Annotated in this window: 21 protein-coding genes; 16 read left to right on the top strand and 5 right to left on the bottom strand. The window is 49.5% G+C overall.

Annotated features, from left to right (window positions below; translation table 11 throughout):
- The first annotated feature begins 7 nt into the window (after window positions 1-7).
- Complete coding sequence (locus BUF15_RS14360; RefSeq protein ID WP_073614258.1) at window positions 8-859, top strand: sensor histidine kinase; 852 nt, start codon at window positions 8-10, stop codon at window positions 857-859.
- 4 nt (window positions 860-863) lie between these two features.
- Here BUF15_RS14360 and BUF15_RS14355 read toward each other — a convergent pair whose 3' ends face one another.
- The gene (locus BUF15_RS14355; RefSeq protein ID WP_073614257.1) at window positions 864-1,064 is read right to left on the bottom strand and encodes a twitching motility protein; all 201 of its coding nucleotides are present in this window, start codon (window positions 1,062-1,064) and stop codon (window positions 864-866) included.
- A gap of 202 nt (window positions 1,065-1,266) precedes the next feature.
- Window positions 1,267-2,682 carry a PLP-dependent transferase gene (locus tag BUF15_RS14350; RefSeq protein ID WP_084554011.1) on the bottom strand — a complete coding sequence of 472 codons (1,416 nt, stop codon included), beginning with the start codon at window positions 2,680-2,682 and terminating at the stop codon, window positions 1,267-1,269.
- Window positions 2,683-3,286: 604 nt separating this feature from the next.
- Here BUF15_RS14350 and BUF15_RS14345 point away from each other — a divergent pair.
- Entirely contained in the window at window positions 3,287-3,928 is a 642-nt protein-coding gene (locus BUF15_RS14345) for a TIGR04211 family SH3 domain-containing protein (RefSeq protein ID WP_159441304.1), read from the top strand.
- 27 nt (window positions 3,929-3,955) lie between these two features.
- Here the strand turns inward: BUF15_RS14345 and BUF15_RS14340 are convergent, their stop codons facing one another.
- Window positions 3,956-4,654, bottom strand: coding sequence for a M15 family metallopeptidase (locus tag BUF15_RS14340; protein WP_073614255.1), 699 nt, complete (start codon window positions 4,652-4,654; stop codon window positions 3,956-3,958).
- Window positions 4,655-4,788: 134 nt separating this feature from the next.
- Window positions 4,789-5,289 (bottom strand): rubrerythrin family protein, encoded by a 501-nt coding sequence (locus BUF15_RS14335; protein WP_073614254.1) that lies wholly within the window; start codon window positions 5,287-5,289, stop codon window positions 4,789-4,791.
- Between the two features lie 488 nt (window positions 5,290-5,777).
- Here BUF15_RS14335 and BUF15_RS14330 point away from each other — a divergent pair, with 488 nt between their 5' ends.
- The 14 genes from BUF15_RS14330 (at window position 5,778) to BUF15_RS27420 (ending at window position 23,202) form a co-directional block, all read left to right on the top strand.
- Entirely contained in the window at window positions 5,778-6,572 is a 795-nt protein-coding gene (locus BUF15_RS14330) for a cytidylate kinase-like family protein (RefSeq protein ID WP_073614253.1), read from the top strand.
- Between the two features lie 668 nt (window positions 6,573-7,240).
- Entirely contained in the window at window positions 7,241-9,199 is a 1,959-nt protein-coding gene (locus BUF15_RS14325; protein ID WP_073614252.1) for an ASKHA domain-containing protein, read from the top strand.
- A gap of 176 nt (window positions 9,200-9,375) precedes the next feature.
- On the top strand, window positions 9,376-10,929 hold the full coding sequence (locus tag BUF15_RS14320; RefSeq protein WP_073614251.1) for an acetyl-CoA decarbonylase/synthase complex subunit delta: 1,554 nt from the start codon (window positions 9,376-9,378) through the stop codon (window positions 10,927-10,929).
- A 78-nt stretch (window positions 10,930-11,007) separates the two neighbouring features.
- On the top strand, window positions 11,008-13,035 hold the full coding sequence (gene cooS / locus BUF15_RS14315; RefSeq protein WP_073614250.1) for an anaerobic carbon-monoxide dehydrogenase catalytic subunit: 2,028 nt from the start codon (window positions 11,008-11,010) through the stop codon (window positions 13,033-13,035).
- 52 nt (window positions 13,036-13,087) lie between these two features.
- Window positions 13,088-15,301 carry an acetyl-CoA decarbonylase/synthase complex subunit alpha/beta gene (gene acsB, locus BUF15_RS14310; RefSeq protein ID WP_073614249.1) on the top strand — a complete coding sequence of 738 codons (2,214 nt, stop codon included), beginning with the start codon at window positions 13,088-13,090 and terminating at the stop codon, window positions 15,299-15,301.
- Between the two features lie 84 nt (window positions 15,302-15,385).
- Window positions 15,386-16,732, top strand: coding sequence for an acetyl-CoA decarbonylase/synthase complex subunit gamma (acsC, locus tag BUF15_RS14305; protein WP_073614248.1), 1,347 nt, complete (start codon window positions 15,386-15,388; stop codon window positions 16,730-16,732).
- Window positions 16,733-16,868: 136 nt separating this feature from the next.
- Complete coding sequence (locus tag BUF15_RS14300) at window positions 16,869-17,759, top strand: dihydropteroate synthase (protein WP_073614246.1); 891 nt, start codon at window positions 16,869-16,871, stop codon at window positions 17,757-17,759.
- 233 nt (window positions 17,760-17,992) lie between these two features.
- Window positions 17,993-18,274 (top strand): DUF3110 domain-containing protein, encoded by a 282-nt coding sequence (locus BUF15_RS14295; protein WP_073614245.1) that lies wholly within the window; start codon window positions 17,993-17,995, stop codon window positions 18,272-18,274.
- A 134-nt stretch (window positions 18,275-18,408) separates the two neighbouring features.
- The gene (locus BUF15_RS14290; RefSeq protein WP_084554009.1) at window positions 18,409-19,191 is read left to right on the top strand and encodes an ATP-binding protein; all 783 of its coding nucleotides are present in this window, start codon (window positions 18,409-18,411) and stop codon (window positions 19,189-19,191) included.
- A 408-nt stretch (window positions 19,192-19,599) separates the two neighbouring features.
- On the top strand, window positions 19,600-21,555 hold the full coding sequence (cooS, locus tag BUF15_RS14285) for an anaerobic carbon-monoxide dehydrogenase catalytic subunit (RefSeq protein WP_073614243.1): 1,956 nt from the start codon (window positions 19,600-19,602) through the stop codon (window positions 21,553-21,555).
- Window positions 21,556-21,640: 85 nt separating this feature from the next.
- Window positions 21,641-22,051, top strand: a complete 411-nt coding sequence (locus BUF15_RS14280) for a hypothetical protein (RefSeq protein WP_073614242.1) — start codon at window positions 21,641-21,643, stop codon at window positions 22,049-22,051.
- A gap of 47 nt (window positions 22,052-22,098) precedes the next feature.
- Entirely contained in the window at window positions 22,099-22,275 is a 177-nt protein-coding gene (locus tag BUF15_RS14275; RefSeq protein ID WP_143170726.1) for a histidine kinase, read from the top strand.
- Window positions 22,276-22,281: 6 nt separating this feature from the next.
- A complete protein-coding gene (locus BUF15_RS14270; RefSeq protein ID WP_073614240.1) occupies window positions 22,282-22,887 on the top strand; it encodes a DUF3786 domain-containing protein in 606 nt (201 codons plus the stop codon).
- A gap of 141 nt (window positions 22,888-23,028) precedes the next feature.
- Complete coding sequence (locus tag BUF15_RS27420; RefSeq protein WP_143170725.1) at window positions 23,029-23,202, top strand: TFIIB-type zinc ribbon-containing protein; 174 nt, start codon at window positions 23,029-23,031, stop codon at window positions 23,200-23,202.
- A gap of 71 nt (window positions 23,203-23,273) precedes the next feature.
- Here the strand turns inward: BUF15_RS27420 and BUF15_RS14265 are convergent, their stop codons facing one another.
- Complete coding sequence (locus tag BUF15_RS14265) at window positions 23,274-24,815, bottom strand: GGDEF domain-containing protein (protein WP_073614239.1); 1,542 nt, start codon at window positions 24,813-24,815, stop codon at window positions 23,274-23,276.
- Window positions 24,816-25,185 lie beyond the last annotated feature (370 nt).

Genomic DNA, 25,185 nt, shown 5'->3' with positions numbered 1-25,185 from the left:
TCGCAAGTTGACTGAGGAAGCAGAGGCGGTCGAGATGGAGCATCAGGAGCAGATTATTAATCGTGATAACATTATTCGCGAGCGGACGGAGCGATTGATCAGCATTCAGGAAAGGTTGATTGAAGAAGAGCGGGCGAGTATTGGTAAGAAGTTGCAGGCGATATCCATGGAACTCGTTACCACCGAAGAGCGGGAGCGACGAGCCATTGCTACGGATTTACACGACAGTGTTACTCAGCTGCTTGCCTTAAGCCTCTCGCGGATAAAATCTGTACAGCGTAGGAAACCTGAAATGGGGGAGCTACACGATATCCGCACTCATCTGGAGCAGGCGCTTACCGATCTGCGGTCCCTCACCTTTCAGATAAGCCCTCCGGTGCTCTATGATTTCGGCCTGGAGGCTGCCCTGGAGTGGTTGGTTACTGATATCAATATTCGTCACGACATGTGTCTGGTGTTCAGCAATCTGTTGAGTAGGCCTCTTGCTCCCGACCAGCAGGCAAAGGTGACTCTCTATAGAGTTGTGCGGGAACTGGTTATCAATGTGGTGAAGCATGTGAGAACCAGGGAGGGGCAGATTATCTTGCGGGAGGATGGCGATCTTTTTGTTGCCGAGGTTGCAGATGAGGGTAAGGGATTTGACATTGCCCAGGTCTCAGGCAATGGATTCGGTTTATTTTCGCTGAAAGACCGCTTGCTTTATCTTGGTGGAGACCTGACCATCGATACACAACCCGGAGAAGGGACGGTTGTCCAGATTATTATTCCCCTATCGAACCTTTCGAGTTGCGGTGATGTTAAGCTGTGTCCTGAGGTAAGCCTGCAGCAACATCCGCAACTCAAAGTGTCTTCATGTTGAGATCTTATTCGCTTTCTTCCTCCTCGTCATCGAGCATATCCATGATCTCGGTCTGGAACTGTTCGTCCGACATCAACTTCCTGGCGATTGCCTCGCAGATCATGGAAGTGATGCTTTCCTGATTGCCGCTTGCCACGTTGACGCTGATTTCGCCGTGTTCGTCTTCTTCAAGAATAAGTGCAGATTGATTGTTGAGCAGTTCCACGAAAATATCTCCTGTGTCAGGTTGATAGTGCTGGTTATTGTAGAATAGGAGAGTTTCCGCAAAATTGCGGTCACGTCCTGGAAAATGAGTCTATTATAGTCGCAATAGCATCAATTACATCAAGGAACTGTTGTGTCACATGTGATTCCAGCATTTGATGACTCGTTGTGCGTTGCTGCCTGCCTGTGCCGGTTGACCTGACTTATATCTTTTCAAGGGCCTGCTCCAGGTCTGCAATAACGTCATCCGGATGCTCGGCCCCGACGCAGAGACGAACCATGTTTGGAGGGATGCCGGCCAGAGCGCGTGCGGATTCCCCTTGTTGTTGATGGGTCGATATTGCCGGAATAGTGGCTACAGACTTGATTCTGCCGAGGTCGGTAGCTCTCCAGATCCGCTGCAGCTTGTCAAAAAAGGTTCTGGTTTTGGTTGCGCCCCCTTTCACGCAAAATGACATGAGATGGCCATAACGGTTCACCGGTTGGTTGTAGAGCTCGTCATGATCTGCATCCACCAGCCACATGTAGCGGCTGGCAAGCTCATGTTGGGGGTGGTTTGGAAGTCCCAGGTACTGGACGCTTTCCACTTTAGGATGGTGTTGAAGATGGGTCGCCACTTTCATGGTGTTGCGGCTCATGAGATCCATTTTCGAGCGTATGGTCCGCATGTCGTTGAGGCTCATTACCGCCTGCAGCGGGTGCAGGTTAGGGCCAAAGTCACGATTCTGCAACAGTTTGACATTGAGTGCAAAGTCCTCTTTCAACCCCTCTTCGACGATGGCAGAGACCAGGTTCTTTCTAGAGACGACGGCGCCGCAGATGCCGAATCCACTGCTGGTGAGGCTTTTGGTGACCGACTGCACCACAATGTCGGCACCATGGCAGATGGGGCGAAGCAGGGCGGGGGTAGCGATAGTCGAGTCGCAGATGAGCGGTAGCTGGTGGCTGTGGGCCAGGTCTGCTACCTCCTTGATGTCGAAAAACGAGAGTTGCGGATTGGAGGGCAGCTCTCCGTAAAGAAAACGGGTATTTTTATCGATTTTTGAGGCCCATTCATCAATATCATTGGCATTGACCACCCAGCGGCATTCGATATTGCGCTCCTGCATTAGCCGCACAGTGAATTGCTGGAAGGTTCCGCCGTAGCACTGGGCGGTGGCAACGAAATTGCATGGTTCGGTTGAGGAGTCGATGACTTTTAAAAATGGCTGGACCGCTGTAAAAATTGCTGCCATGCCGGATGAGGTAGAGCAGCAGGAGGTTTCTCCATCAAACCCGTATCCTTCCAACAGGGCGAGAGTCCATTCATAGTAGTAGGTTGACGGGTTGGCGATACGCGAATAACACCATGTCGGTATTTTATAAGCCAGGGCGGCGGCCATCTCGTCGGAATCACGATACGCCTGTGAGCTGCTCATAAAGATGGGTTCGATGATCGCCCCCTGATAATCATTTATTGCGTCCTGAACTGAATAGAGACCGTGGACGGCGATTGTGTCAAATTTCCATTTTTTCACCTCGTTGGCGATATACTGTTCCCGTTCTTTGAGATAGCTGCTATTCCGGTCAATGTAGGCCTGCATCCCTGGGGTGATGATGACATCGCTGCTATTTGACATGGTTTGCCCTTCTCCGTAGAAAGTTAGAGGGAAAAACAGTTGAATGGTTACGGTTACATAATATCGTTTTCAACAAGGTTCCGTCAAATAAATCGCTCAGATATCATACGGACATGGGTGCCGAGTCCTTTGGTAAATCCTGTAGTGGTATGGGTTTCTTGACCATTTTACAGTCAAGAGTGATATTCAGGGTTTGCCTGTGATTTAGTTGAAGTTGCATGTATTTGATAAAAAGGCAGGGTGTTGCAGGTGAAAGTGGCAACCGTTTAGCACCCATGCAGAACGTACACGTCTTGACAGAAGAGAGGCAGCTGAGTAAAAATAGGCTTCTAGTCTGGCGTAGGGTTTTGACTGGTGTCAGAATGCCTGACGTGAAGACGTTGCAATGGGTATCACCTGATGCGGCGTTTGCGATGAGTGCAATGTCGCTGCTATTTTCTGTACATTGTCTTTATCTTTGACTATATCGTTCGTGCCACCTTTGTTGATCCAACATCTATATCAGTCAAGTCGGACTGTTTTCTGGAGATTATTGAATATGAGAAGAGAGCAACAATCTTTTAAGGCCATGTGTCACAGGCTTTCGTTGACGATGCCCATTGTTATGATACTGTTTTTGGTCTTGTTCTGTGCCGATAACACCATGGCGGTAACACGCTATGTCAAGCCCAGTGGTGAGGCGGTAGTGCGGACCGGCCAAGGAAATCAGTATAAGATTGTAGGGGTGGTGAAAGAGGGGAACTCGGTTGAAATGGTGGAAGAAAACGAAGATTATGCCCTGGTGAGACTGAGTAACGGTGTCGAGGGCTGGATGTTGCGACGTTTTCTGAAAAACGAGCCGCCTCTTGATGCACTTGTTGACCAGTTGCGAAAAGAAAAAGAGGTTTTGCAACAAAAGGAAACTGAGGCCACCCTGAAAATTGAAGAAATGACAACGATGCTTGAAACAGCCAGGACGGATCTCGATATGCTGGTGGCTGAGCGCGATAAGGTCGTTACTGATTTCCAGACACTCCAGCGCGATACTGCCGATGTCATGAAGATTAGAAACGATATGCAGAAGACTGCGGAAGAAAATCGGCAGCTGGTCGAAAAAATTGTCGTTTTGGAGGCGGAAAACAACCAGATGAAGAAAGACCGAACCGTCAACTGGTTCCTTGCTGGAGGCGGTGTCCTGGTTTTTGGCATTGCTCTTGGCAAGATGCCGAGTCCTTCCCGCCGGCGGAAATCATCGCTATTGTCGTAATTAACGTACTTCCGGTTGCGCTCCAGGCTAGCCTTGGGGCGCAGCGGCCTCCAGCTCAGGCTGCTTTGTTGCAGCTGTCTCCGTTTCTTTATGATACGTCCAGTGCCACGCCTCCCATGGATAATGCTTGCTGTTATGCTCCGGGTATGTCTCGGTAAAACCATACTGAGATGCATGCTTCTGCAACCAACTGTAATCAGGTAGTCGCGCAAATTCCCAGTTGCTGGGATAAAAATCCACCGCTGTTCCCAGGGCATGTTCCGAGTATCCCGGAGGTGCCACATAGCGGATGATATCTTCGAACTGACGGCCTTCGTCCAACATTCTCGAAAAAATTTTCTTTTGATAGCCGGGACTGCGGTAACCTGACTCAATGCGTAACACTATCCCGTCTTCTTTGGCTGCCTCAAGTAACTTCACTAAAGCGCGGTGTGTCTCCGTGACCACATAGATATGGGTGCTGTCACGGGTGTGATCTACAGGGATCATCTTGAAAGCGCTCATGGGCAAAGACGGAGCGGAGATGCGGTTGCCGACCCACGGTCTGGGAATCTGGTAGCTTTTTTCTTCGATTTGGATGGTCTCAGCCGGAGGTGCCGCCGGTGCTATGATGATTGCGGTGGTGTCGTTATTTTCTGTGGCGAGGAGCCGTGATACAGATAGAAGCAACAGGCAACAGGAGATAGTGCTCCGGGCAATAAAAGAAAGTTGGTGAGGGGCAGACATCGCTTATTCTTGGGGTATTCGGCGTTTACAGATACCGGATATGGAAGGAAAAAAGAAGAGGACGGGAAACGAAAAAGCGTTCCCCGCCCTGGTTGTCTATGATCTGTCTATCGGCAGATCATTCAATTCTCATCTTAGTCAACCAGATGGAATACCTTCTTGAGGGCACCACACACAGGGCATTTCTCGGGTGCACTGCCGAGTTCGATAAAGCCACATATTGGGCAGAGGTAGAATTCGGCAACATCGAGATCTACGCCTTTCTTCACAGCCTCAAGGGCTTTCGCGTAGATGTTGGCATGGACTTCTTCTGCTTCAACTGCGAATCGGAACATGGTTTTGGCCTTATGGCCTTCGGTGGTGGCCTTCTCAACCATCGGCGGATACATTTTGGTGAATTCGAAAGTCTCGCCGTTAATTGCCGCCTGAAGGTTATCGGCGGTGGAGGCGATCATGTCAAGAGCTTTCAGGTGACCTTCCGCGTGGATACGCTCGGCTTCGGCGGTGGTACGGAAAAGTTTGGCGATGTTGGCGAATCCCTCTTTCTCTGCTTTTTTAGCGAAGGCCTTGTATTTCTGGTTGGCCTGGCTTTCACCGGCAAAGGCTTCCTTGAGATTGTCTGTTGTCGTCGGCATGGTTGTCTCCTTGTGGGTATAGATTATAGACATGATCCCGGAAAGGTGCGGCTGGGATACTGAAATCACTGTTCGGCGTGCCGACCAGCGCTTCAACTGTAGACCAGGTTGTGTGCCTGCATTGTCCGTTTGGGTAGAGGCTTGAATCTTTGCTCTTCGAGGATGAATGTCATCATATATGATTAGCAGCGATGGTGCAATTGTTACCGTGTATAATCATAGATTTCTCCATCTCTTTGTGAGAATCGAAGTACGTGTCGATGAAGGATGAAAAGTATGTGCAGGATAATAAAAAGATTGTTTAACTTTAATGGTGTCGAATGGATAACAATACATAGTATCACATTGTATATTAGGTAAGAAAGTGGTGTAAAAGCAGTTGCGAACGGAGGGGGTATTGCGTTAGGATTGGCAGGTCAGGGCGGTTGCCTATCGTTTCGCTTGACGGAGACTCTATTTGCCGATTGCTAGACTCAAAGGGAAACATTATGCCGATTATCAGTATTTCCAGGGGGAGTTACCATCGTGGCAGGGAGGTTGCGCACGCCGTGGCGGAGGTGCTGAGGTATGAATGCATATCGCGTGGGTCTTTGCTGCAAAATAGTGAGATATACGATCTTCCTGAAATCAGGCTGATGCCAAATGTCAGGCACGCTGCCCAGGTGTTGGAGCGATTTTCCTTTGGCCGGGATCGCTATATTAATTACATGTCATCCTCCATTCTCCGGTTCCTGAAAAAAGATAATCATGTGTACCACGGGCTGGCCGGACAATTTTTTGTCGATGGCGTCAGCCATGTCATCAAGGTACGTATTATCGCGGATCTTGATGAACGTGTTGCTGCAGAAGCCAAGAGAAAAACTATCTCACGGGAAGAGGCGCGTGAGCAATTGCTGAAAGATGATGAGGAGCGACGAAAGTGGGCAATGCTGCTCTATGGTGTTGATATCTCAGAGCCGGCAAACTACGACATGGTGCTCAACATCAGTACCATGGGCGTGGAAGACGCCGCCAGTCTGATTGCCAGATCAACCTCTTTTCCCTGTTATCAAGCGACAGAAGACTCGACAAGGCGAATTGTTGACCTTGCTTTGCAGGCAGAGGTCAAAGCTGCACTGTTTGACTATCCTCAGGCAGCTGTTTATGTCGAAAACGGGTCGGTTCGTATCCAGGTGAAGGTGCCGGAGTCTCAGGAAAAGGTCGTGAGAGAACGGATGGATTCGATGTTACACGAGCTGGAGGGGGTAGCATCAATCGATATAAGCTTTTCACCATATTACTGAAAGTTAGGTTTGATATATTTGTCAGGGAAGGGGTGAAAAACGATGATTTCGCTGAGGCGCGATGAGTACGCCTAACCTATTGATGTGCCGTTGTGCTGATTTGTTGCCGATGACTATTTTGCACAGCGAGTGTGCCAAAGTTGATTGATAATGAAAAGAGATGCTCTCGATCAGTTGTTTTTATGTTCGCTAACAGAAGAATTGATTTTAGCCGAAAGGCGAATAGGAATGCAAAACATTCGTCCTAGATGTTGATTTTTCACAAATTACAAGGTAAACCTTGCGTGGTGAATTAAGTGCGAAAGGCGGTGCTGTCCGCTTCTTTGCGTGTTGATCCGAAATGTCTGCATAAGGTGATTTGTCAGTGGGAATTCAATTCTACCCATTGAGTCTGTCGCGTACACACCATGCATCGTGCCTATCCCGGGCGGATAGGCTACGTATTTCCTGTAGTTCCCTCCAGTCACCCTGTACCCTGGCAGGCATTGCCCCCAAAAGAGTTCTCCCGGTTGCATTGCAACATCATTTAAATATGGTGCATGTTGCTGGAAAATTGATGTGCCCGGTCGCTGGTGGTTTTAGGTCGGGGACAGTATGCAAATATACGGTTGGTATCCCCGAAGTGTTTCGGGGACCTGCCGTTGAAGATAGGAAGTGAGTGGTCGTTGATGGTTGAATCTGCCAAACAAAAATACAAGGTATCCTTTCTGCCGCATGAGCGGAAAATTGAGGTTGCTGCTGGTGAGAGTCTCATCCGCGCGGCCTTGCAGGCCGGGGTGCATGTTAATGCCTCTTGTGGTGGTGGCGGTGTCTGTGGTAAATGCCGGGTTCTGGTTGAGGACGGTCAGGTTTCAGAGGGGTTTTCCGATCGACTGACCGAGGAAGATGCGGCAAGGGGATATAGACTGGCCTGTCTGGCAAGAATTGATTCCGACGTTACCATCAGGATTCCTGTTGAGTCGTCAATTGATGCCAGTGCTCTCAATAAACAGGTGGCACCCCGTCGTACAGCGACTATCACCGAACTGGATTTTGACACATTGAAGGAGCAGGGGCTGTTTTTGCCTCCGGTGATCAAGCAATATCTTGAGATTCCCCCTCCTGATGCCCAGAACAATATGCCCGATGTTTCCAGGCTGATTGAAGGACTGCGTCAGAGCTCCGAGTGGCATAAGCTTGAGCTTACCTTGCCGGTAATTCGCAAGTTGCCGGCAGTGTTGCGAGCCGATAATTTCAAGGTCACTGCGACCCTGGTGAAACCAGTCAGGGATGACGGCAAGACGCTGATCACAAATATTCAGGCTGGCGACACCTCCGACAAGAGTTACGCCATCGCTCTCGATATAGGTACTACCACCGTCTATTGCCAGTTAATCGATCTAGCAACCGGCGAGTGCCTTGGTGAGCATGGGGATTTCAATGGACAGATAAGTTACGGCGAAGATGTAATCAGCCGGATCATGTACGCAGAAAAACCGGGAGGCCTCGAAACGCTGCAACAGGTGGTTGTTGAGACTATTAACCGGGCGGTCAACAAGGCGGTAAAGAAGTCGGGTGTAGATAAAGAGAATATCTCCACTATCACCATCGCCGGCAATACGACCATGACCCAGCTCTTATTGGCAATTGATCCCCGCTATCTGCGAAGGTCGCCCTATGTGCCTGCATCAACCCTGTATCCGCCTTTTGTTGCGACCTCGATAGGTATCGATTTGGATGAGCAGACCATTGCTCTTGTCTTTCCGCAGATTTCCAGTTATGTGGGCGGCGATATTGTGGCCGGTATCATGGGCAGTGGTATGTATAGAAATGAGGAGCTGACCCTTTTCCTTGATATTGGTACCAACGCTGAATTGGTCATTGGCAACAAGGATTGGCTCGCCTGCACCGCCTGTTCTGCCGGGCCGGCATTCGAGGGTGGCGGGATTGAATTTGGTATGCGTGCCGCAAAAGGTGCGATCGAGGATTTCCTTGTTGATCCCGTGACCTTTGAGCCGATGATTCTCACCATTGGCGATGAGCAACCCAAAGGCATCTGTGGCTCAGGTCTTTTGACTATGGCGGCCGTGATGTTCGAAATGGGATTGATCAATAACAACGGTAGATTCAATCGTGATCTAGGCACCCCAAGGATTCGCAGCACCAATGGCATCTGGGAATATGTCGTTGCATGGAAGGATGAAACGCAGATCGACAGGGATATCACACTTTCAGAGGTGGATATCGAGAATCTGATCAGGGCTAAAGGCGCCATCTACAGTGGTTGCATGACGTTGCTGGAAGAGGTCGGCCTGACCATGGATTCAATCGAGAAGATCATACTGGCAGGTGGTTTCGGCAGTTATATCGATCTTGAAAAAGCCATGACCCTTGGCCTTTTGCCGGAAATAGACCCTGCACGTGTCACCTATATAGGAAATGGTTCGCTGCTTGGGGCGCGGATGAGTGCTTTGACCAATGCAATTCGTAAGGATGTGGTCGAGGTTACCAGGCGTATGACAAATTTTGAGCTGTCGGAAACGCCTTCCTATATGAATAACTATATCGCGGCAATGTTTATCCCCCACACCGAGATCGAGAAGTTTCCGCGATTAAAAGAACGCATGATGGCTAAAAAGAAACAGTAGCAAAGTTTTCGTTAACGCCCGTAGGGCAAAAGAGAAAAAGGAGAGTCGAATCGATATAATACACAGTTGAAGCAGAAGTTTGTACCTCTCGAATTTGAGTCATGAAAAAAGGGAAGGTTGAGGTTGGGTGGTTACAACAACCTTCAAGTTAACAACTCACCATTAAGGAGGCAAAAGTGGGATTTGAAATCAAGAAGGAATCCTATTCTGGTGGTATAAGAGAAATAACCATTGGCAAGGGGGCCGCAGCGATCACCGTTGGCGGTGAAACATCGTTTCCTTTCTATACATTTGAAGGGGCGATGCCGAACAAGCCTATCATTGCCATGGAAATCTGGGACATAAAGCCTGAGGATTGGCCGGAAGCGGCTACTGCTCCTTTTGCTGATGTGCTCGATAATCCTGCCGCCTGGGCCAAAAAATGTGTTGATGAATATGGCGCAGATGCAATCGTCCTTCAGCTGAAATCGATAGACCCCAATGATAAAAATGCCAGTGCCGATTCGGCGGCTGCGACGGTAAAAGCCGTACTTGGAACAATCGAAGTGCCGCTGATCGTCTGGGGCTGCGCAAATCCTGAGAAGGATGAAGAGGTCATGAAGGCTGTGGCCGCTGCCTGCGAAGGAAGCAATCTGGTACTTGGTCCTGTTGAGGAGAAAAACTATAAAGGTATTGGCGCTGCTGCCATGGGATATGGTCATGCCATTATCTCTTCTTCTCCTATTGATGTAAACCTGGCAAAGCAGGTGAACATTCTGCTTGAAAACCTTGGAATGCCGATGGAAAGGGTCATTGTTGATCCTACCACAGGTGGTCTTGGTTATGGTCTTGAGTACACTTACTCCGTTATGGAGCGCCTGACTCTGGCCGCTATGACCCAGGGTGATGAGAAACTGCAGTACCCGATGATCAATAACCTCGGAAACGAGGTCTGGAAGTGCAAGGAAGCCAAACAGACTGTAGAAGAGGCTCCGATTCTCGGTGATCCGGAGCGTCGCGGTATTCTGATGGAAGCTGTCGGTGCCGTTGCCTATCTGATGACTGGCGCTAACATCTTGATCATGCGTCATCCTGAGGCCATACGACTTACCAAAGCGTACATTACTGCTCTGGCTGATGGTGGTTCACTTGCTGATGTCGCTCCCATTACCAAACGTCTTGCCGATGTCAAGGTTGACTTTGCAGCATTGGCCCCGGCACTTGATCTGACTATTACTGAAGAGAAAAAAGCTGCACCTGCCAAGAAAGAGGCTGCCGCAGCACCTGCCGCCGCCAAACCAGCAGCAGCTCCAGCTGCAGCTGCACCAGCCGCTCCGAAAGCGGAAGCCAAAGCTGAAGCTCCTGCAGCACCTGCTGTAGATCCGGCTGTAGAAGCCAAAGCAAAAGCCGAGGCAGAAGCAAAAGCCAAAGCAGATGCCGAAGCCAAAGCAAAAGCTGATGCAGAAGCAAAAGCCCAAGCCGATGCCAAAGCCAAAGCTGACGCCGAGGCCAAAGCAGCTGCAGATATCAAAGCCAAGGCAGAAGCCGAAGCAAAAGCCCTTGCCGATGCTAAAGCACAACGTGATGCTGAAGAAGCCGCTCTTCGGGCACAACGCGCAAAAGAGCGCGAAGCACATGCTGCTGGCAGGGCAAGCGCACCCACTGGCGACGCAAAAGCTACTCCGGCTGCCGTACAGATGACCGTTCAGGAAAAAATTATTGAAATGCTGAACAGATTCCACAAACGGTAAGGTGGACCGTTTCGTGGTTGATACATCGTGGCAGTGAAAAGCGATTCACGCTAAGAAAATATTGAGGAGGAACCTCTAATGGCAGAAGCAAAACAAGCACCCGCGAAAGCTCCTAAGCTTGCAGATCCGATGGAAGCTTCAATTGAAGCCTCAACCCAGGAGATGATTCGTCGAGCGCAAAGACTCCAGATAGAAACCGTTTTTGATCGTGCTGTTACCATGAAACCCTGTGCCATTGGCCTGCAGGGTATCTGCTGTAAGAACTGCGCAATGGGCCCCTGTCGTCTGCCGTTGCCGAAAGACGGCATCGAAGGCGAGGACACCCGCAAAGGCCTGTGCGGCGCAACCGCCAACACCATCGCCGCCCGTAACTTTGCTCGAATGATCGCCGCCGGCGCAGCTGCTCACTCAGATCATGGTCGTTCTGTTGCCGAGACATTTCTTGCTGTAGCACGAAAAGAAACAAACGATTACACGATCAAGGATCCGGCCAAGCTGATCCAGATTGCCCCTTATTTTGGTGTAGCTACAACTGTTGAAGTAGATGGCAAGACGATGGATCGTGATCTCGATGAGATCGCCCTCGGTGTTGCTGAAGCAGCAATGGCGGAGTGGGGTAAAACCGGTTCGACCCTTGCCTATCTTAAGAGAGCCCCGCAGCCACTGCAGGACAAATGGAAAGAGCAGGGTGTTCTGCCCCGGAACATCGATCGTGAGGTCGTTGATATTATGCATCGCACCCATATGGGTGTTGATCAGGATTTCAAAAACCTGATGAAGCAGGGAACCCGTTGTTCTCTGGCCGATGGTTGGGGCGGTGCCATGATCGGTACAGACCTGCAGGACGTTATGTTCGGTTCACCTTCTCCTCTGCAGTCTGAGGCGAACCTTGGCATTATGAAGGAAGATCATGTCAACATCATCGTCCATGGCCACGAGCCGCTGCTTTCCGAGATGATCGTTGCCGCCTGTCAGTCTCAGGAAATGATCGATTACGCCAAAGAGAAAGGAGCCAAAGGTATTCAGCTGGGTGGTATCTGCTGTACCGCCAACGAGATCCTTCAGCGCCACGGTGTACCGCCCGCAGGTAACTACCTGCAGCAGGAACTGGCAATTATCACTGGTGCTTGCGAGGCAATGGTTGTTGACGTCCAGTGTGTTTTCCAGAATCTTGCCAACGTTGCCAAGTGCTTCCACACCAAACTGATCACCACCCATCCGATGGCCAAGATGGAGCAGGAGAACGTGGTTCATATCGAGTTTGACGAGCACTACGCCATGCAGGATGCCAAGCGCATCGTGAAACTTGCTATCGACAATTTCGAGAATCGTGGTGCAGATATCATGATTCCACGTCATAAGATGAAGCAGATCGCCGGATTTGGCGTCGAGTCCATCCGTTATCATCTTGGCGGCTCCTTCCGTGGCGACTACTACACCTTAAATGACAACATCATCAATGGTCGTATTCGCGGTATCGCCGGTGTTGTTGGTTGTAACAATGCCCGAACCAAGCACAACGAAGAGCATATCACCATCATCAAGGAGCTGATCAAGAACGACGTTATCGTTCTGACCACCGGCTGTTCTGCTATTACCGCCGGTATTCATGGTCTGCTGACTCCTGAGTCTGCAGCAGTTCATTGTGGACCAGGCCTTGCCGAGGTCTGTGAGACCGTTGGTATTCCTCCGGTTCTGCATCTTGGTTCCTGTGTTGACAACAGCCGTATTCTGTTGGCTGCAACCGAGGTCGTGAAAGCTGGTGGTCTCGGCAACGACATCTGTGATCTTCCGGCTGCCGGTAGTGCACCCGAGTGGATGAGTGAGAAAGCGATCGCCATCGGGCAATATTTTGTTGCCTCCGGTGTCTACACCGTTTTCGGTTATCACATGCCTGTTGATGGCGCTCCGGTATTCAGGGACCACCTCTATAAAGACATGGAAAAAATTTATGGCGGCAAATGGGATTGCGAGCCCGATCCGATCAAGCATGCTCACAAGATGATCGCCCATATCGACAAAAAGCGGAAAGAGCTTGGTATCGATAAGGCCCGTGAGAGGGTGTTGATGGATATGGCCGACAGACAGGCCCTTGGAATGGACTAACATTCGATCGAAGAATACGTGATAAATTTATCCTCAAAAGAAGGAGGAACGCATGTCTAGATTAGTAGCATTTGCAGCGATACAGGGCGGCTATAAGGTCGTATCCCAGGTTGAGGGAGAGCTGGAAAGAGCCCTCAAAAGCTATGATGCATCCACCAAGATCGGCTTTGGCAATACCGCATATTATCTGCCGGTTATCTATTCTCTGACCGGTATGAAGTGTGAGACTCTCGAGGATCTGAAGAAGCCTCTGGAGTTTGCACGTGGTCTGCTGCCGCCGCACCTGAAAGGCGCCAATCACCTTCCTTATCTCGGACCTCTGCTTGATGCTGGCATGGCCGGTATCTTTGCTTATGAGATCAAAGAGGCGATTCGCATCCTGAATCAACCTGATTACTATACCTTTACGGAAGATCCTGACGTAGACGCTGGAAAGATCTGGGTTGGTCCTGCTGATGACACCATCCTCAGAAAGCGTGGTGTTGAGTTTGTTGACGGTTCTGCTCCGGGTTTTGCTGCCATCGTCGGCGCTGCACCTGATGCCGAGACCGCCAAGATGATCATCGAGGACTACCAGAAGAAGTCACTCTATATCTTCTGCGCGGCCAACCATAATGGCAAAACCGCTATCGAGCAGTGTCTCGAGGCTGGAATGCAGATTGGCTGGAATACCCGTATCGTACCGTTTGGTCCGGACATCTCTGCGGCAGTATTTGCACTTGGTTTCGCTAACAGGGCCGCAATGGCCTTCGGTGGTGTACAGCCAGGCGATTATCGCAAGATGTTGATGTACAACAAAAACCGTATCTTCGCTTTCGTCAACGCTCTGGGCGATGTCGGTACCGAGTGGGCTGTTGCAGCTGCTGGCGCAGTCAACTGGGGCTTCCCGACACTTGCCGATACGGATATCCCGGAGATTCTGCCGACCGGTATCTGTACCTACGAGCACGTTGTCGCAAATGTACCGCACAACGAGATCTGCCAGAAGTCTGTCGAAGTTCGCGGTCTGAAGATCAATGTAACTGAGATCGACATTCCTTGTGCATTTGGCCCGGCATTCGAAGGTGAGCGTGTACGTGGTGGTGACCTCTTCGGTCAGATGGGTGGCGGCAAGACCCAGTGTACCGAGTTGGTCAAAATGGCTGAGATGAGTGAGATCGAGGATGGCAAGGTCAATGTTGTCGGTAAAGACATCGGTGACATGAAAGAAGGCGAAACCCTTCCGCTCGGTATCTACGTACAGATCGCCGGTCGTGAGTTCCAGCCGGATTTCGAGCCGATTATGGAACGTCAGATTCATCATCTGATCAACTACATCCAGGGCATCATGCATATCGGTCAGCGTGATATTTCCTGGGTACGTATCAGCAAGGCTGCTGTCGAAAAGGGCTTCACCCTGAAAGATATCGGCGTTGTTCTGCATGCGAAATTCCATCAGGACTTCCAGAAGATTGTCGACAAAGTTCAGGTTACACTCTTTACCAACCAAGATGACGTCGACAAGTTGACTGCTCGCGCCAGGGCAGAATATAAAACACGTGACGAGCGCGTCGATACAATGACGGATGAGGACGTAGAGACCTTCTACTCCTGCAGTCTCTGTCAGTCTTTCGCTCCGAGTCATGTATGTACCGTCAGCCCTGAGCGTACAGGTCTTTGTGGCGCGTATAACTGGATGGATTGTAAGGCGTCGTTTGAGATCAATCCTACAGGCCCGAACCAGCCGGTTAAGAAAGGAAAAGTTCTTGACGCGAAGCTTGGACGGTTTGAAGGTGTTGATGAATTCATCAAGGGTGCCTCCAAGGGTGCTATCGACACCTATAACTTCTATTCAATGGTTCAGGCTCCGATGACCACCTGTGGTTGTTGCGAATGTATCGCCGCAATGCTGCCGAGCTGTAACGGTATCATGACCGTTGGCCGTGATTATGCAGGTGAAACTCCATCAGGAATGAAGTTCACCACTCTGGCCGGTGTTATGGGCGGTGGTGCGTCTTCTCCTGGTTTTGTTGGCCATTCAAAGTTCAATATTACCCAAGGCAAGTTCATCCTGGGCGACGGTGGTCTGCTTCGTATGGTATGGATGCCCAAAATGCTGAAGGAAGAACTTCGCGATCGGCTCAATAAGCGTGGCGAAGAGATGGGTGTCAAGAATTTCGCTGACCTGATTGCCGATGAGACCGTCGGTATCACGGAAGAAGAAATTTTGCCATGGCTTCAGGAGAAAGGGCATCCAGCATTGAGCATGGAAGCGCTGATTGGATAACTCACTACGCCGGCTGCTTCGTGAAAGCATACGTCTGCCCTAACAGGCAGCCGGCATGGAAATATCGATAAGGAGAACTAACAAATGGCGTTAACAGGTATTCAAATATTCAAACTCTTGCCGAAGACCAACTGCAAGGAATGTGGTGTGCCCACCTGTCTGGCGTTTGCCATGAATCTTGCTTCCGGCAAAGCCGAGCTTGATTCATGCCCGTATGTATCTGACGATGCCCGGGCCCAACTGGCCGAAGCATCAGCTCCGCCGATACGTCCGGTCGTGTTGGGAAAAGGCGTTCGCAAGGCTACCACTGGTGGCGAGACCGTCATGTACCGTCATGAGAAGACTTTCTTTAACCCGACGCTCTTTGCCGGCACCATTGCCAGTGATAGTGCTGCCGCCGATGTTGAGGCTAAGCTGAAGGTGTGGAATGCGCTGCAATATGAACGTGTCGGTTTCAACCTGCGCCCGGAACTGGTAGCATTGAAGGACGTTAATGGTGATGCTGCTGCTTTTGCGGCCCTGGCCAAGCAGATTGCCGAAACCTCCGAGTTCAACCTCATCCTGATGAGTGAAGATGCGGCCGTAATCGAGGCTGCTGTAGCAGGTTGTGGTTTCAAGCGTCCGCTGGTGTATGCTGCAACAGAGGCCAATGTCGATGCCATGGGCAAAATTGCCCTCGACAATGATCTCCCTCTGGCAGTGAAGGCTGGCGATATTGATGGTGTAATCGCACTCACCACCAAGCTAACCGGCATGGGACTTAAGGATCTGGTAATCGACACCGGTACCCGTGAGCTCAAGCAGGCACTGGAGGATCAGGTAGCCATCAGAAGAGCAGCTCTGAAAGATACCAACCGCTCTGTAGGTTTCCCGACCATCGTGTTCCCGTCGGAGATGGCCTCCAACACGGATATGGAAGCACTTATCGCTGGTATGTTTGTCTCGAAATATGCCGGTATCGTTGTGCTTTCTGACCTGACTACCGAGGTCATATTCCCACTCCTTCTGGAGCGGCTGAATATCTTCACTGATCCTCAGCGGCCGATGACCGTCACCGAAGGTATCTACCCGATCGGTAATCCGACCGAGAATTCGCCGGTACTGGTCACCACCAACTTTGCACTTACCTACTTTATTGTTTCTGGTGAGATTGAAGCAAGCAAGGTTCCGTCCTGGCTGCTTATTAAGGATGCTGAGGGCCTTTCAGTTCTTACCGCTTGGGCAGCCGGCAAGTTCGGCGGCGACGATGTTGGCATGTTTGTTAAAAAATGTGGCATCATGGACAAGGTCAAACACACTGAACTGGTTATCCCCGGTTATGCAGCAGCGATTGCCGGCGATGTCGAGGAAGAGCTTCCGGGCTGGACCATCACCGTCGGTCCGCGTGAATCTGCCCACTTGGCAGGTTTCCTGAAGGCGAAAACACAGTAAACTGTGGTATAACGCTACCGGGTACAAGCCCGGTAGCGTTGACGATATCGGGGATTGGCAGCGTGGTTTGTCCCCCCTAAGAGTAAATGTCCTGTTAAAGGGATGCTGACAACGAACTCAGTTACGGAGGAGTACAATGATTCTTTTTGGTGAAAGCTTGAATGTCATTTCCAAAAAAATAGGAAAAGCATTCAGGGAACGTGACCCTAAACCAATCCAGGAAGAAGCCCTTGAGCAGAAAGAAAAAGGCATGGATTATATCGACATCAACCTTGGTCCGGCCAAAAAGGATGGACATGAGTTGATGCCATGGGTTGTCCAGGTCGTACAGGAAGTTGTACCTGAGATTCCTCTGTTGCTCGATACCTCCAACATTCAGGCAATTGAAGAGGGCCTCAAGGTAATCAAGCCCTGTGCAAAACCGCATATAGTTAACTCCATCATGGCCCGTCCTGAGCGTTACACCGTAATGCTGCCGATGGCTGCCAAATATGAGGCCGACATCGTTGCCTTGATGTGGGGTCCGGATGGACTGCCCCGCGATGAGAACGAGCGCGCCGCCCTGGCCGTTGAGCTGCTTTATGCCGCCAACGAGGCAGGTATTCCCAACGAGAAGATCTGGGTAGATGGTATCGTTACCCCGGTAAACATTCAGCAGCAGCAGTGTATGAGCCTCCTCAATTTCCAGATGATGCTTGAAGATATTGCTCCCGGCGCCATGTCGACCTGTGGTCTCTCTAACATCTCTAACGGCCCGCCAGTACACCTGCGCCCGATCCTGAACACCACCTACATGATCATGCTTGGCCGTTATGGCATGAAGTCTGTTATCTCTGATCCTTTGGATGAGGGTTTGACAGCTGTTGCCAAAGGTAAGCGTCAGGATATAGTTGATGTGGTTTATCAGGCTATGGACGGCACCGCTCCTGATCTGTCCACCTTGAGCAAGGAACTTGCTGACTACGTGAAGACCGTACGTGTCATCACCGGTGAGCAGCTGTTCTCAGATTCCTATCTCGAGATCTAAGTCTGACTTCTGACATATGAAGAAAATAAAAGCTCCATCCTGTAGAAGGATGGAGCTTTTTGCGTTGTGTGATCCCATGATGCTGAAACCTCTGGAAATACATGATAGGATATGTTGCTCTTTTGCATATATGTATTAGGGTATACCCGCAGTGTGAGGTGCCGCATTGGAGGCGATAACCGAATAGGGAATGCCACTGTATCACCATAACTTAACCCTAAAGCAGAATAACTATGACTGTAGAACAAAATAATAAAGACTGGGTCTATGTGTTTGTAGGTAAAGAAGGAGACGGCGAAAATTTGCTTGGACTTTATGATGAAACGACCAAAGCAAATTTTATTCCGACCTTTGCCAATAAAGATGATGCCCAAGAGTGCTTTCTCTCTCTTCCCAGAGAGAAAGGGAAAAAATATGAAGTACAGGCGGTGCACATTGAAGAGCTGAATGAACAGGCAGAAAAGAATAATTTTCTGGTGGCTATGGTGGATAAAGACGGCAAAATTATTCGCTAAAGCAACTGTTGGGTGTCTTGATCAGATTCCCAGATGTTGACGCTGATGTAAATAAGTGTAAAGCAAAACCGTCGGTGAGACGAGCTGTAGCATCACCGATTATGAAGAATGATTTCACGACAGGAGTACAGACTGTGAGCCTGAAAATAGCTGTTGGTGGCAAAGGCGGAGTCGGAAAAACAACGGTAACGGCGCTGTTGGCCCGTTGTCTTGCTGCGGATAAATCCAATAAAGTGATTGCCATCGATGCAGATCCCGTGGCCAACCTGGCTGCCGGACTCGGTATCCCCGAGGACGAGCCAATAACCCCTATTGCTGAGCTTTCTGAGTTAATTGCTGAACGTACCGGGGCAAAACCTGGTACCATGGGCGGTTTTTTCACCTTAAACCCTAAAGTTGACGACATTCCTGAACGTTTCTCAAAAGAGCGTGACGGCGTAAAGCTGTTGGTTATGGGGACGGTTCAGAGTGGTGGTTCTGGCTGTATCTGCCCGGAGAGTACAATTCTTAAAGCTCTTATGACCCATCTCGTGCTGTATCGGGATGAGGTGGTCTTGATGGACATGGAGGCTGGGGTTGAGCATCTTGGCCGGGCAACTTCCGGTTCTGTCGATGCCCTTGTTGTCGTGGTGAACCCTGGGGCACGCAGCCGTAATGCCGCCCATAAAATTAAAAAACTTGGCCAGGATATTGGCATTAAAAATATTGTGATTCTGGGTAATAGGGTGCGTGGGCCAGAAGATGAGGAGCTCATCCGCTCTTCCTTGCCTGGTTTCGATATCCTTGGTTACATTCCAGAAGATCCCGAAATTGTCGATGGGGATCGGGCTGGCCACAGGCCGTTTGATTCGATTGAGCAGGCCCCGAAGGAATTATTTGCTATCGCAGAAAAGTTGAAGTCGTATGGCAAACAGTAGCGTTTAGATCTTTCCTTATCTCATTACGAACTTTCGGTATCAGGAGTACTCTTCAGAATCCTGATACCGAAAGTAACCAATGATTTCCCCTCTGCTTCACAGAATCTCTTTTTTCTCATACAAATCGGCTGGCAATTTCAGGAAATTGCTCCTCAGGTTTTTAGTATTATCTCATCCGTCAAATGAGATCTTGCCATTGACAATGCCACAATGTAGCGATACTTTTACTTGATAATGAGAAATTATCACATGTAGGAGTGAGTGTCGTCCTGCGACAGGCAGTTTGCTTTTAAAAGCTCAGGAAGAAGCGTATACATTTTCCCTTCACACCGGCACGCAATTACCATCAAACGTCCTGTTTGCAGATTTCATCAGCGTACGTCAAAACATCAGTCGTTTGGAGGAGTCATGGCTAAGCTTAGTGATTTGATTCGACCCGAGGATATTACCACCTGCGATTCAACGCAGCAGATGATTCACAAGGCCCGTAAGGACGGGGTTGAGTTATTTTTCGATCGGGCGGAAAGCATGCGTCCTTGTCCAATCGGTAACGAGTCGGCTTGTTGTAAGCACTGTTCAATGGGACCGTGCCGATTGAATACGAAAGATCCCTATTCGCGGGTAGGAATCTGCGGCGCCACCATTGACACCATAGTTGCAAGAAACTTTGGGCGAATGGTCGCTGCCGGAACCGCTGCCCATACAGATCACGGTATGGCCATGCTCGATCTCTTTCGCGGTGTTGTTGAAGGAACGGTGAAGGATTTTGAGATCAAAGACCCTATCAAATTACGGGAAGTTGCCGAGTCACTGGATATTCCAACTGAAGACCGAACTACCCTGGAGATCGCAAAGGATCTTTATAAGGCGCTTGAGTTGACCTATACCCAGGTAGATGGTGAAATCCCGTTGGTAAAACGTGTTCCAGCTAAAACTCTCGAAACCTGGCGTCAGGAGGGTATTGTGCCTCGAGGTGCCATGAGGGAGATCATGGAGATGATGCACCGTACCGCCATGGGTGTGGACCAGGATTATGAAAATATCACCAAGCAGATCTCTCGAACCGCCTTGGCTGACGGCTGGGGTGGCTCAATGGTTTCAACCGATATTTCCGATATCCTGTTCGGCACGCCTTCACCTGTAGAGGTCGAAGTTGATATGGGTGTATTGAAAGAAGATCATGTCAACATCATTGTCCACGGTCATGAACCGATCCTGCTTGAAGCGATGATCGTCTCGGCTGGTTCGCCTTCTTTAAAACAAATGGCGGTAGATGCAGGCGCGAAAGGTATCAACCTTGTCGGTATGTGCTGTTCCGGGCTTGATGTGCTATCGCGGCATGGCATTCCTCACGCAGGCAACTTTTCATCCACCGAAGCCGTCCTCGTTTCAGGAGCAGTTGATGCGATGACTGTTGATATTCAGTGCATTAAACAGGATCTTGCAAAAGTCTGCGAGTGTTATGAGACGGTGTTTATTACCACGAACTATCGTGCCAAGATTGAAGGTGCAATGCATGTGGAAATGGACGAGCATAATCCTCTTGAGTGCACCGATGAGATTATCATCAAGGCCATCAGCCGTTACAAACACCGCAATAAAGCTATCCAAATCCCAAGGCGAAAGGCAAAGGGTATTCATGGCTTCTCGCATGAGTATATCAAGTATATGCTGGGTGGTTCATTCCGAAGCGGCTATGAGCCACTGAACGAAAATATCATCAATGGACGTATTCGCGGTGCCGCCGGTGTCGTTGGTTGTACTAACCCAAGATCAAAACAGGACTTCTCCCATGTTGAACTGGTAAAAGAGCTGATTAAGAACGATATCCTCGTCGTCCAGACCGGCTGTTCACAAATGGCTCTGGCCAAGGCCGGACTGACTACCCCGGGAGCCGCGGCTCTTGCTGGACCGGGTCTCGCTGAAGTGTGCGAGACTGTAGGTATTCCACCGGTATTGGGGCTTGGTGCCTGTGTAGACAATTCGAGAATCCTCATGATCCTGGCGGAGATGGTCAAAACGGGTGGCCTGGGTGAGGCGATCGCTGATTTACCGGTTGCCGGTTGTGCCCCGGAGTGGATGAGCGAGAAGGCTATTGCTATCGGCCAGTATTTTGTGGCTTCTGGTGTCTTCACGGTCTTTGGCCACACGTTCCCAATCACCAAAGGCACAAAGTTCGAGAAACATCTCTTTGAGGAACTTGCCGGTAAAGGATTCGGTAAGTGGGGATTCGCGTCAGATCCGATTGAGATGGCCCGATTGATGATTGCCCATATCGACAGGAAACGCAAAGATCTCGGTATTGATAAAGGCCGGGAGAGAGTGCTGGTTGATATGGCCGATCGTCGGGCTCTTGAGGTATAATGCAAGAAGGCTCGGGCCAAGGGTATCACCTTGGCCCGAGCCGTACTATGGTTGCCGGGTAACGAGAAGGGCGATGGAGGTGAGGATGAAGGTATTTGCCGGAAGATACAGTTGGGATGGCAAGAAACACAGCAGTGAGGAACCTATTGCCTGGTTTCCCGGAACGTACAATCTGAAAATCTTCAATCTCTCTGAGAAACAGAGTGGAGTAACCCATTTAAAGCCCTTTATCTGCATCTACTCAGCCACGGGTGAAGGCGTATCAATTTCTGAAAATCCTGAGAAGTTTGCCAAACATATCTGTCATGATTTTTCTCTTGAGATGGATAAGGTACTCTGGGCGGAGGAGCGAAAGGATAACTCTGGTGAGTTTGAGGTTGTGGTTTTCACCGAAAAGGGGAGGATGGGGGATATCTGTTTTTATTCTATTGATAAGCGTCAACCGCTTGCCGGGGAAAAAAGAGTTATCAAAAAAGAGCTTGCCGCCTTGCAGTAACGATGGGCATCACCTACTATGAAAGAGCGAACTTGGAAATGAGTGATATGTCCATGGACAAAGTGGCAATAGAGAAACGGTTGAAAGAGCTTGAAGAAGAGATAGGAGAAGTGTTGAAAAGGCTTCCTGCCCACTCTGTCAAGCCTCCGATCATGACGGAGTTACTGGTGCTGGAAGACGAACGGGACATATTAAAAGCGCAACTCGAAAAAATGGCATGTTGATCAGGCATGGAAAAAAACCGGGTGTTTGAAGATACCTATCGGAATTATCTTACTGAAATTGGCAATATCGACTACCTGGCTAAGGCTGACCTCCTAGGTGTGGAGAGAGATGGTGACAGGCTGATTGTCCCATTTTATGATCGTCGCTATCTGGTTTCGGCTGCTGGTATCTTTCCAGTGGATGGCGGGGAGACCACCACGGCGATCAGGGTTATTCTCAGCAGATATGTGCTGCATTGTCAAAATGTTGTGGAAATGCATGAAGACCCGTACAAGACGTTTCGAGACTTTAGTAATTCATCGCCGCTGATTTCCTATTTCACCACTAACACGAACAAGACTCTTGAACAGACCTTTGCCGGTAAACTGGCATTATTGGTAAAAGCCTGCCGTGAATTAGGGGGGCTGGAGCAGGAAAATACATCATATGACTGTTCAATGCTATTCCATGCCTTGCCAAGAATACCAGTCGTGCTCAATTTTAATGACAAGGATGACATGTTTCCCGCTTCCTGTTCCATTCTCTACCGGGCATCCGCTGAGGATTTTCTGGATATGGAGTGTCTCGCCATGACGGGAACATTACTTTCCGGCCGATTGATACGTGCTTGAAGTTTTTGCCCTTCGTCGTAATCTGCGGCGAAATGTTTGTTGTATATTTATATTGTGGTACGTGGCTGAGGAGTTGCTGTCTGCAGGAGTTCAGTCAGCAACCGGGATGAAAGCAACTTTACGTGAAAAGGAGAAGTCAATATGACCGATCAGCATTGTCCAGGATTTGAGGCCAACAAGAGTTTAAATGAGGTGAAATTGAAGTGCCCTGACTGCGGAAAAGAGTTTGATGTCTTTTCTGACGAGCTGGATAAAACGATCAAATGCCCGGCCTGCAGCTCCAAGGTCGATCCAAAAACCTGCACTGCCGGCTGATCGACAGCTGTTATTACCGTAAGGCCTGTAACGGAAAAATTCGTTACAGGCCTTTTCTTTGCGCAGCCAATTTAGGAAAGTATGTCCATATCGGCTCTTTCCACTCTATTTCTGCCATTCTGTTTGGCCAGGTAAAGCGCCTTGTCGGCGATGGCGATCAGATCTTCCGGTAACCTTTTAGGGTTTGGAACATCTGAACTCACACCAAAGCTCATGCTCACATAGGGACTGCATTGGGAACCTTTATGGGGAATTCTCAAAAGGGCTATGCGTTGGCGAATATCCTCGGCAATATGCTGCCCGCCGTCCTCGTTGGTGTTGGGCAAAAGGATGATGAATTCCTCTCCTCCCAAACGTGCAACCATATCTGAAGCTCGATGTAAGGCATGTTCCATTGTCTGGGCAATGGTTATCAGGCAGTTGTCACCCTCTTGATGACCATAAAGGTCGTTGTATTGTTTGAAGTAGTCTATATCACCGATAATCATGGAGAGCGGTAACTGCTCTCTGCTCAACCGTTGCCATTCCTTACGAAGAACTGCCTCAAATTTTCTGCGGTTGGCAATTTGGGTCAGACCATCGAGATTGGCAAGTTTGTCGAGTTCGAGATTCGCCCGTTCCAGGGCTATTTCAGCCGCTTTCCGCTCGGTGATATCACGATAGAGCAGCATTATCCTGTTTTCGTCAACGAGTCTTCCACTCTGCTCAAAAAGTCTGTAACTACCTACCGCTGTCCGCAAACGCCGTTCAAGCATCACGGTTTCCCCTTTCAATATGCGAGATACCTGTGAGGGGGTTTGAGCAAGGTCTTCTGGGTGAATGAGATTGTGGATGTTGGTGCCAATCAGGTCTTCATCTGAATAGCCAAGCATGTTAAGCATTTGTGGATTAGATTCGAGTACATTGCCCTGTGGATTCATGACGATGATGCCTTCCGCAGCCTGCAGGTAGATGGCCTTATATTTTTCCTCACTTATGCGTAATGCTGTTTCTGCTCGGGTGCGATCCTTTATCTCGTTATTGAGTTGCCTGTTCTGCTCCTCGATCCGGGTGCGGTAGGTGAACCGGTAATGCTCGTAGAAATAGGTGATAGTGGCTACACAGAGAAAGGCGAGACTGAATCGAATGGAATATTCACCATGATATTTATGAAACCAGCCAACCTTATAGGGGTTCCAGCTAATGAGTTGGTATATGAGAAAGAGCAGGCTGTTCCACAGTGTTCCTTCCCGAGTGCCGAGAAGAAAAAATGCCACCAATGGAAAGACAAAGCACCAAAGAGATTTGGAACCATCGTTACCGCCAATGGCCACCATGTAGAGGAGCAAAAGCAAAAAGAGCAAGCTGTTGACACGATAGACAGCTCTTGGGGCTATTCTTCGATAGAGAAGGTATAGTCCGGCTAGAAGACCTGCGTAGCTGGTAAAAATGACAAGTGATAAAGTGTAGTTGGCGGTAGCGATGTTGTACAGGCCAAAGGCCAGCATGACCGGGAGACCGGTGAGGCAGAAAATGGCATAGCTACGAAACCGACTCTCTTCGTCGCTGTCGGCAAAGACGTGCTTTCTTTGGCTTATTAAGTGAAAAAACAAGTTTTGTATTTTCCGCAACATGGTTCATCCTGCAGTCTGACCGCTTCGCGGTCGTCGTCTGGTTTTTTTTTTATCTCTATTAAAAGCTACCTTAAAATTGCTTTTAATGGCAAGCCAATATCATATCACTTCATAAGGCCAGTAGCCGTGTAGAAATGTAAGGGAATGTTGACCGGTGAAGGGTATCACCGGCTTCTGGGGCTATTGATCTTCAGCAATCACCACCTCTCCCCCTATAGGCAATAGAGCCAGATGTGTGAACTTCATAATTCTGTACAGACAGCTTCCAGTTACTATAACATGAAAACTCTATATATTGTCTAAATACTGGTTATGTCCAAAATTATCTTGTCTGGTCGGTGTAATTAAGGTAGGTGTTTTGATAATTGTC

It is taken from the genome of Desulfopila aestuarii DSM 18488, assembly GCF_900143695.1.
GTDB lineage: Bacteria > Desulfobacterota > Desulfobulbia > Desulfobulbales > Desulfocapsaceae > Desulfopila > Desulfopila aestuarii.
This window is presented reverse-complemented; position numbering and strand designations above follow the sequence as displayed.